Below are 8,905 nucleotides of genomic sequence, written 5' to 3'. Positions count from 1 at the left end.
AAACGACTAGAGTTCCAAACCCCGAACGAAGTCATCGGGGACGTCCTGTTGCGATGACCGCTTGAATCCGCCGATCCCTAACCGGACGTCCTCGAAGGGACCGCTCAACCAAGCTCGAGGATCCTGAGACGGCGCTGGGCGTGGCGATGCAGACAGATCGACGGAGGGTCGTCTCGCCGACAAGCGAACAATCCGAAGCGCCGGATTTAGAGGGTACCCGCCCGGGCGACGCCGTTCGCTGAGCCTCTCAGGCTGAAGCTCATTGTGGAGGTCGTCGCCGCTGCTTTCGTTGAGGGTTCCCTGCCGGTAGACGCTCCGGGGAAGGAACGGGAGGCAGCTCTGTACCAGGCGCGAGATTCGATCAATCGCTTATCAACGGTCATACTGCCGCGGGCCGCAGCGGTGCCCTTCCACTTGTCACCCCAGATCCATGCCGGTAGTCCTGGGCCGGACGCTTGCCTCTTTCACCGATGTTGTGATAAGGCCACAATAGGTGTGGGCGCTGACCGGTAGAGGGATCGAACAACCGGGCGGGCGGTGCAGCCCGCCCTATTGCAGTGCATTTCACCCTTCCTTGCTGCGTCGTGCGTCCGGCAACCAGATGACAAAGGGGGACCCGTTATGTCCAATCTCGGACCGTTGCGGATGCTGGCGGCAGGACTGGCATTGGCCACAGCAGGTGTCTTGGCGGTCGCCAGCCCTGCGCTGGCCGCGACACCAGTCAACGACGGCATCAGCACTGCCACCGCTGTGACGGGGGTGCCGTTCACCGACACCGTGAATGTCAGCGAGGCCACATATGATCCGGCGACAGACGCGGGGTGCGGCCTAGCCACCGTCTGGTACCAATGGACCGCACCGGCCGACGGTGCCGTCGAGTTCAACACCTTGGGCAGCGACTATGACACCACCCTGGCGCTGTTCACGGGTGAGCCACCGAACCTCGTCCTGCAGGAGTGCAACGACGACAGCTTCTACGGGTTGTGGTCGCGGATCGCCGTGCAGGCCGAGGCCGGCGTCACATACTATGTCGCTGCTGGCACATGCTGCGGTTCCGGCGAAGCTGGCCAGGTGGGGCCGGGGGGCAATCTGACCTTCAACGTCATCGAGCCCGCACCGCCAGTCGAGGTCACTCTGACGATCGATTCGAGTACGGCGACCCGCGACGGCGTTGTGACGTTGCAAGGCACCGTCGTCTGTGACCAGCCCGCGACCGCTTACATCTTTGCCGACGCCTCGCAACGGCTCGGACGCCGGGTCGCTCAGGGGTCTGCAGGAACAGACGCGGTGGCGTGCGGAACGACAGCTAGCCCATGGACGATCCAGCTCTCGTCGTTCAACGGGATACTCTTCGGTCCGGGGAACGCAAGCGTAGTCGTCCGCGCAACTGCCTTCCCCGAGACCCCCGGCCAGCCCGGCACACAGGTGCTCGAACAGCGGGTGCATTTGAAGAGGGCGAACCTGTAGGTCACTGATCCCGGTCAAGTAGTGCCACGACGAGAGCTGCTGGGTTGCGGACTGCGCGCGGACTGTAAGAGAGACGTCGAGTTCCACGCGTGCGTCACATCCTTCGCCGGCGTTCGCGGGACTGCCGACTGCCCGCTCGCCCCACGCGCTCGCGTCGGAGCGTCAGCGGGTTCGCTGCTCGCCCGCTGATTATCGCTACCCGGGCACTGATCACACATCGGTTCACATGACGCCACCCAGGGCGTGGTCAACGGGGGCTGACGCCAAGCTCCGGGGCTCGAAGCATGAGGACGTCGCGATACGAGCGATGGGACTCTCCAGCTTCCTCGAGAATTGCCCAATACGGCGACGAGCTATCGACCCGCTGGGAGCCGGCGGGGTTGAGGGCGACGTCAACTGCGCCTTCATGAAGCTCACCGGACGGTAGGAGCCGGCGCGGGCAACGCAATTGGCTCCGCGACGTCACGCTTCCCGCTCCGCCTCCACGGTATGTTGTGGCGCATGGCGACAGAAAACCAGCGCACCGCCGTGGGCGAGCTCATGATTCGAACGTTCGGACCAGTGGCGGATTCTCTCGGTGTCGAGTTGGGTAAAGTTCCGCAATTCGTCGGGCGGAACCTGGAGCGTCTCGCTGAGAAATTCAACCGGCGGGATCGAAGTGAGAAGCCGCGAGAGCTCTCGGCGAGGCTCCTCCGTCAGGTCCTAGATGAGGCCATGTATGCGGAAGACGAAATCGTCGCAGAGTATCTTTCTGGCGTTTTGGTCACTTCGGGCGACGGCATGAAGAATGATCGCGGCGTATCGGTGACTGCCGTTATCCGGCGCTTGTCTGCCCTCCAACTGAAGGTCCACTACTTGTTTTACAGCGAACTGTGGCGGCATCGGCGGGGGGAGCGAGTCGATCTGCGTTGGAGTATTGAGCGCGCTCGACTCCACGTCGAGTTCGATCTCGAGGACTTCATGCGTGCGCTGACCCTAGAGCATTTGAACGAGGAGGAGAGGCGTGACGTGGTCGGGCACGCCATATGGGGGCTCGGCCGCGAGGGCCTCATCGACGAAGACTCTTGGGAGTTCATCGTCCGACGCGGAGAGGAGACTCCACTTGGCGCGCACGCTCACACGGATCGTGAACCCATGCTTTCTTTCCATCCCAGCCCTCTTGGAGCCGAGTTGTTTCTGTGGGGATGTGGATCCGGCGTGGTTGATCAGTCGCAGTACCTCGATCCGGCGCTTGACCTCCTCCTGTCGGAAGATCTCGCGCCCCTGGACAGCACCAAAGTGCTTGATCTAACTGGAGTTTCGGACGGTGCCTACGAGTTGGAGAACGCTCGTACTTCCGCGGACTGGGCATGGATTCTCTCGGCAGCCAAGTCCGGGATCGATACCTCACCGGGGGTCATCGACTTCTACGTGGCAGTGGCGCTGATGATGACAGGTGATCTCGACGCAGCGCAAGCTTGCATGGAGAGGTGCGCAGCCCGCATATCCGCCGACGACCGGATCTCTGGGCTGCGAAAGCTCGATGACCTACGCGTCTTGCATCCCGCGAGGCGTCACGAAAATTGGACACTTTCCGAGGTCCTCGCGCAGAGCGAGTCGAACGCCTGACCTCGAAGATCGGCGCACCTGTGGTGTGCCTGCGCGACCCTGCAGCCGGCCTTACCGGGCACCAAGTACCGGGTCATTGACAATCGACCCGCAGAGGGCCTGCCTATCGATCCTCCAGCGCGCTCCGGCGAAGGTCGACCCTGGCTTTGCGGGCCGGAGAGCCCCATCGATGACCGTGGCGCGTGCATGAGCGGGGAGCACGTCGTCTCGCGACGCGCGGCGTACCGGAGCCCGACCGCGATACTTCCGCGAGGTGAACCGAGCCGCGCCGTGAGATTTCAGCCTGGGTATCAGCATCACCGTTGCACCCTCTCCGGTAATGCGAGAAACTCGGCGCTAACCGCGATGGGGCCGGTCATGTGTTTGGGGGTGTCTTGGTCACAAACCTGGTGACGTTTCCGCTAGGCGAGGGCGGATCGGTGGCGGTGGTGACCAGTAGACGCTCGTCTCAGCGCTGACGGATATCTCTGCGCGACTTCCTAGCGTCCTGGACGATATCTAACAGGAACGCGAGAACGGCATCCAGAACGAGGAAACGACCAGCGATCACGGCGACTCCCCACCGAGGGGCTCCTTCACCGACCACTTGAATGCGTAACGGCGCCGGGCTCGGCGTCGGCGGCATGGCCACAAACTACCAACAGCGAGGGCCCGCACCGTGCCGAAGGGCCACAACCGCGAGCCTCGGTTCCCCAGCTCACCTGCTTAGCGGATCAGACCCGACCACGACACGAACGAGCTAGGTTTGGCGCGTTAGTGCGCAAAGATGCAGTCATGGGAACAGAACGACAGGCACTAAGCGGAATTGGTGTTGCCGTGCTATCAGTCGTGACGACGTTACTCGGAGCCCTAATCGGGGCCGGCGTCACATTCGCTGTGTTTGCGCTGCAGGCAGATGCACAAATTGCAGCGGAGGAGCGGGCTGAGCGACGCGAGGCGTACACAGAGTACTCGGCTGCAGCGGTCGCGTTGCTCCAAGCGCAGATCGACCTCGTCTCCGATTGGGAAGGGAACTGTTTGACACAGGCTACGTACCAAGAAGCTCCCGAGTCCCCGGTCTGCGTGGTCTGGTCGTCGGCCCCTGTCTCGGACCCGCTGTTGCGTTGGACCAACTCCTGGGACCAGTTGCGAGTGTACGGCTCGGAGAATGCCCTCGAAATCGGCACTCGCATAAACGAACTGATCACACCCGTCAATCGGAACCTGATGCCCTACGCGACGGCAGTCGTGCCGTTTGCCGTAAAAGACGTACCCGTCGACTCGCTGAGCGAGTATCTGGACGAGACATCGGCGTCACTAAAGCCGTTTGAGGATGCGGTCGAGGAGTTCACGTTCCAGGCGTGCTACGACACATCGTTGGCTCCCGAGAGATGCGACGCCTCCTTCAGTCCGGTCGACTGAAGGAGCGATCTCATGTCGGCCGTACCGCGAGAAGCCTTCGTTCATCATCGTGGATGAGTCGGGCACGGATGGAGACGTAGGTCGAGAGCAGCATCGAGTGTACGTGTGGGGACGTTCCGAGTGGCCCTTCAGCGAGGAGCTGCCATCCGACGGCGTCCATTTCACAAATCTGCCGAGCGCGCCGCTCCAAGCCCCTCGCCGACTCCTACTGCGGGTCCTACCCTGCCCAGACGAGGCGATGGAAGCGTGACCCGGTTCCCCGAACCCCCTGGCCGTGTCCGGGAACCCCGTGAGGTTGGGTTTCGCGCGGAATGATTGGCTCCCACGTGTGGGTCGATTAGCCAAGGGCAGCCGCGGCCTTTACGGCCGTACGGATGCGATTTGCAGTAGGCCCAAGCGCAACACTTAGATTCTCGATCGATGCGTCATAGCGGGCGGTTGTCAAGCCGAGGAGGTCGGTCGGCAACGCGAGGACCCCCGTCCCTGGCTCGACAACAAGCGCCCGTTTCCGGCCGAGCCTCCCCACGAACATCCCCGCCTCGAAGATCACGTTGTCGCGGGCTACGGCGTGTGTTCCTCCCCGCGACAACACTTCGTCGTCTGGGGTGAACACGAACACTCCAAAGTCGAAGGACTCCACAGCGTCCTCCAGCGCTTCGAGCGTCGTACTTCCCAGGCCGAATGCCCCCTGGTTCCATACCTCGACCCAATACTCGGCACCGAGGAGCTCCTGAAGCGTGTTGGCGACGGGTAAGCCCTCGGATGACGAGCCGACGAAGATTCTCGGTTGCACCTCTGGTGTCGTGTTCGTCAATAGTTCTCCAGACAGTCCAAATAGGTCGTCGAGGGCGCCGTACTGGGCAGTCGACATTCCGGCCTCTCCCGTGACCAGGTTCTGCCGACAAGCATCACATAAGGCACCACGTCGCATACTGCCAAGGATGTGCGTTTTGTCGGCCTTGAGATCGAAGATGCATCCGCGCGTGTCTAGATGATTCGGCGGAGTCGGGGCAACGAATGTCAGTGCATACCGGGCGAGATAGTACGCGAAGAACGCAGCCATGCGTTCGCGTCCCACGATGTGATCTTCTACTCCCGCCGTCGATATGACTGCGAGCCCTCGATGACCGCGATGACTGCCAAAGATGTTCGTAAGGCTCTTGGTTTCCATGATGGAGTCGGTTACGCCGACTAGGAAGGGGTGGTACCCGCGGACACGAGTGCGTGCTGCCTCGAGAGTATCCATTAGGTCCGATGCCGCGACCCTGTCGAAGGCATGAATGCGGAGATCGGTGCGGATTTCAACCGGGGCAAGAGTGAACTCGAACTGCGACTGAGTTCGGTTCGCTGACTCCATCGCTCGAGTGAGCTCCGTACCACCGCTGCCTCCCACGGGCGCAACTTCGACCGGGATCCTTGCCACGATCTCCCCACTTCCGGTTTCAGACACAGCCGTAGCGCACAGAATGCCCGAATCTGGGCAGTGCCCGCAATCTGGATCGCGGCCGCGGCATCAAATCACTGAAGGCGGAGCGCGTCCTGAGAGATGTCTCACGCCTGTCTCGTCCCGTACGCGTGGACTCGGGGGTTGAGCGATCCCTCAGATCCGCGAACTGTTCCCGCTCGATTGCCGGTCCCCACCGAACATTCCCACTCCGGTCGCGTTGGTCGCAGCTGAAGGGATACGTCGAGATCGTCCGGCGCCTTCGAGGTTGACCCTCCGAATAGAGTCATGCCATGTCTGCAGCGAATTGGCGACCCAGAAGGTTCGGTTTTCTCAACTTCGGGGCGAGACGGGCTGCCTCTCGGGCAGAAAGTCAAGCGAACGAGCAAGTCCAGCAGGCGCTCGCGCAACTCGAGATCGCCCAGCAGCGGTTTCGGACGCTTGAGGCGACTCTGGATAACCGCGCCTCAGTAGTCGTCGTTGCGTCGGGCGTCGTCATTGCAGCGAACCTTGGACAGTCATCACCCGCCAGTGAACTAGCGGCGATGTTGGCGGTCTTCGGGGCAGCGTTTGCGGCTATCGTCGCCGTCGCGAGCATCGCCTTTCCCGGTCGCCGTCGCCTGACGTCCTTCGCCGATATCGGAACGCTGGAGGCGACGGTCTTACCGGCTCGCGCACGATTGGCGATGGACCAGATCGCTGCAGCCGAGCTGACATATATCGGCGCAGACAAGGCCTGTTGTCTGGGGAATGTGTCTCCGTAGCCGTCGCGTTCGTTGGTCTCGCATACAACGTCGCTTTTGAGTCCATCGCGATGTAGAGCCCCCCTCACCGTGAACGGCATCGACGTCGTGTAGCCGCGACCCGCCGAGAAGCGTTCTGCACGAGGCGGTGACCTGTGGCATCGACGTCCACCCTACCGATGCGATCGTGGCTGAGCGACCGCCAGAGTTCGTAAGCCGGTCCTCCACCGCGACAGACGCGAGAGTCCGGCGGCGTCGCGAAACACAGCGCGATCATGCCTGTCGGTCGAGCGCGTTTGCCCAGCCCGCTGAAATTCGCGATGAGGGGGCGGCGGATTCTGGGGATCGACGCAACAGATCACGTGTTTGCAAGCTATCGGATAGCTGTCCGGGGTGCGCGGCGTTGGGCGCGGAGGCGTTGCGCGGGGGTGTCATAGTCGAGTCCTTTCCGGGGCCTGCTGTTGATCTCGGCGACCACGTGGGCGACGTGTGCCGCGGTGTGCTTGGCGAGGTCGGTGCCTTTCGGAAAGTACTGGCGGAGAAGTCCGTTGTAGTTCTCGTTCGCTCCGCGTTGCCAGGGACTGGCGCGCTCGGCGAAGTAGATGGGGACCCCGGTCGCGGCGGTGAGCGCCTCGTGGCTGGCCATCTCGACGCCCTGATCCCAGGTCAGCGATCGCTTCAAATGGGTGGGCAGTGGGGCGAACGCGTCGGCGACGGCCCTGTTCACGGAGGCGGCGGTGTGGTCGTGAGGCAGGTTGATGACCATCCCGTATTGGGTCGTCCTTTCCCGAAGGGTGACCATCGCGGAGACCGATCCGATACCGACGATGAGGTCGCCTTCCCAATGCCCGGCGGTCTGCCGGGTCTCGATCTCGGCCGGTCGCTGGTCGATCATCACCATGTTTCGGATCCGGGATCCTTGGCCGAATCGGGAGCGCCAACGGGTCTTCCGGATGCGGCGTCCGGTGCGCAGCTTGAGAGCGTATCGCTGGTGCAGTCCGTGGTCTTCCCGGAGCAGCAGGGCCCGGTAGATGGTCTCGTGGCAGACCCGCATAGTGGTGTCGTGCGGGTAGGTCTTCCGCAGCCAGCCGCTGATCTCCTCCGGTGACCAGCACCGGTTCAATTTGCGTTGCACGAGGAGCCGGAGAGCGGTGTTTGCCGCGAGCCTGGGGACCTTGGGCCGCGCTCGTTGCCGGTGCGCGTCGTGATCGGCGGTGCGCGGCAGGTAGTTTCCCGCCGGATCGCGGTGCCGGCCCAGTTCCCGGCTGATTGTCGACGCGTGCCGGCCGAGCTGCTTGCCGATCTGACGGATCGAGCACCCCAACCGGAGCAGGTCCGCGATCTGCATCCGCTCCCTCACGGTCAGATACCGGCCCGTGGTGCGAGGCGGGACCAGTGAGGGGATGAGGAAGTTGTTCTGTTGACGGATCAGAGTTCCGGCGCGGCGAGACATACCCAGGAGTCTGCAAGCATCCACGTTGCTGACCCCGTCCCGCATCAGCTGCCAATATCGGTCGACCCGCTCGCGTCGCCTTCTGGCGGCGTCCGTCTCACCAAGGGCGGCATCGGCAAGTATCGCCGCCTCGTGCATCGCTTCGCGGTGCGCCGTCGTCGCAGCCCTCCGCTGACTGCTGACCCTCGCCCGCCAGTCGCGTTCCAGAACCTCCACGCGCGTCGGTGAGAGCCGCAGAGCGCATCCGCAGAGGCTGGCGCTGCTTCCGGCTGAGCGCATCTCGCGGAAGCGACGCTGCACCCACCGATACCCGGTAGCACGCGAAACGGCCGCAACTTTTGATGCGGCATCCGCATCCATCCCGGCCTCGAACGCGGCCCAGAACGCGTCCTCCCGTGCCACCTCGACCCGCAGATGGTGTCGGCCGTGGTCACGGTCGACCATCGCCTCCCACGCCGACACCCGACTGAACGTGCGCCCGATCGCCTCGATCGTGTCTGCCGCACCCAGCCCGCTCCGACGCAGCTCGAGATACCGATCGCGCAGGAACCGGTAACCGACCTCCTTATCGATGCCCGCCATCCGCGCGCAGGATTTGAGACTGTGACCCTGAGCCACTGCGGCCAAGAACCGCCCAGCCGCGGGAGAAGAGAACGACACCACCACGAGCAACCACCTGTCGACGGCGCTCGAATTCTGAACGGTTTCGGCACCTTGGTTTCCAGCGGTCATCGCAACGAGGGGTGATTCTCGGAATCTAGCAGCCGTCCGAAGAGCTCCGCTGGGGCG

At 63.1% G+C, this 8,905-nt stretch carries 6 protein-coding genes; 4 read left to right on the top strand and 2 right to left on the bottom strand.

The window, feature by feature from the left end; translation table 11 throughout:
* The first annotated feature begins 621 nt into the window (after positions 1-621).
* The 3 genes from ACPW96_RS22970 (at position 622) to ACPW96_RS22960 (ending at position 4,476) form a co-directional block, all read left to right on the top strand.
* Complete coding sequence (locus tag ACPW96_RS22970) at positions 622-1,467, top strand: hypothetical protein (RefSeq protein WP_425886034.1); 846 nt, start codon at positions 622-624, stop codon at positions 1,465-1,467.
* A gap of 501 nt (positions 1,468-1,968) precedes the next feature.
* The gene (locus ACPW96_RS22965) at positions 1,969-3,075 is read left to right on the top strand and encodes a hypothetical protein (protein WP_425886033.1); all 1,107 of its coding nucleotides are present in this window, start codon (positions 1,969-1,971) and stop codon (positions 3,073-3,075) included.
* 774 nt (positions 3,076-3,849) lie between these two features.
* The gene (locus tag ACPW96_RS22960; RefSeq protein ID WP_425886031.1) at positions 3,850-4,476 is read left to right on the top strand and encodes a hypothetical protein; all 627 of its coding nucleotides are present in this window, start codon (positions 3,850-3,852) and stop codon (positions 4,474-4,476) included.
* A gap of 337 nt (positions 4,477-4,813) precedes the next feature.
* Here ACPW96_RS22960 and ACPW96_RS22955 read toward each other — a convergent pair whose 3' ends face one another.
* The gene (locus ACPW96_RS22955; RefSeq protein WP_425886029.1) at positions 4,814-5,926 is read right to left on the bottom strand and encodes a TIR domain-containing protein; all 1,113 of its coding nucleotides are present in this window, start codon (positions 5,924-5,926) and stop codon (positions 4,814-4,816) included.
* A gap of 287 nt (positions 5,927-6,213) precedes the next feature.
* Between ACPW96_RS22955 and ACPW96_RS22950 the strand changes: the two genes are divergently transcribed.
* Positions 6,214-6,684, top strand: a complete 471-nt coding sequence (locus ACPW96_RS22950; protein WP_425886027.1) for a hypothetical protein — start codon at positions 6,214-6,216, stop codon at positions 6,682-6,684.
* Between the two features lie 352 nt (positions 6,685-7,036).
* Here the strand turns inward: ACPW96_RS22950 and ACPW96_RS22945 are convergent, their stop codons facing one another.
* Complete coding sequence (locus ACPW96_RS22945) at positions 7,037-8,698, bottom strand: IS30 family transposase (RefSeq protein ID WP_425886026.1); 1,662 nt, start codon at positions 8,696-8,698, stop codon at positions 7,037-7,039.
* Positions 8,699-8,905: the final 207 nt, after the last annotated feature.

It is taken from the genome of Micromonospora sp. DT81.3, assembly GCF_049847225.1.
GTDB lineage: Bacteria > Actinomycetota > Actinomycetes > Actinomycetales > Microbacteriaceae > Microbacterium.
The sequence above is the reverse complement of the archived record's forward strand: the minus strand, read 5'-3'. Positions and strand labels throughout refer to the sequence as shown.

Bases quoted from the DNA above. Each gene is read 5' to 3' on its own strand.
- ACPW96_RS22970 (WP_425886034.1), top strand. From the start codon at position 622: ATGTCCAATCTCGGACCGTTGCGGATGCTGGCGGCAGGACTGGCATTG.
- ACPW96_RS22965 (WP_425886033.1), top strand. From the start codon at position 1,969: ATGGCGACAGAAAACCAGCGCACCGCCGTGGGCGAGCTCATGATTCGA.
- ACPW96_RS22960 (WP_425886031.1), top strand. From the start codon at position 3,850: ATGGGAACAGAACGACAGGCACTAAGCGGAATTGGTGTTGCCGTGCTA.
- ACPW96_RS22950 (WP_425886027.1), top strand. From the start codon at position 6,214: ATGTCTGCAGCGAATTGGCGACCCAGAAGGTTCGGTTTTCTCAACTTC.
- ACPW96_RS22945 (WP_425886026.1), bottom strand. From the start codon at position 8,698: ATGGCGGGCATCGATAAGGAGGTCGGTTACCGGTTCCTGCGCGATCGG.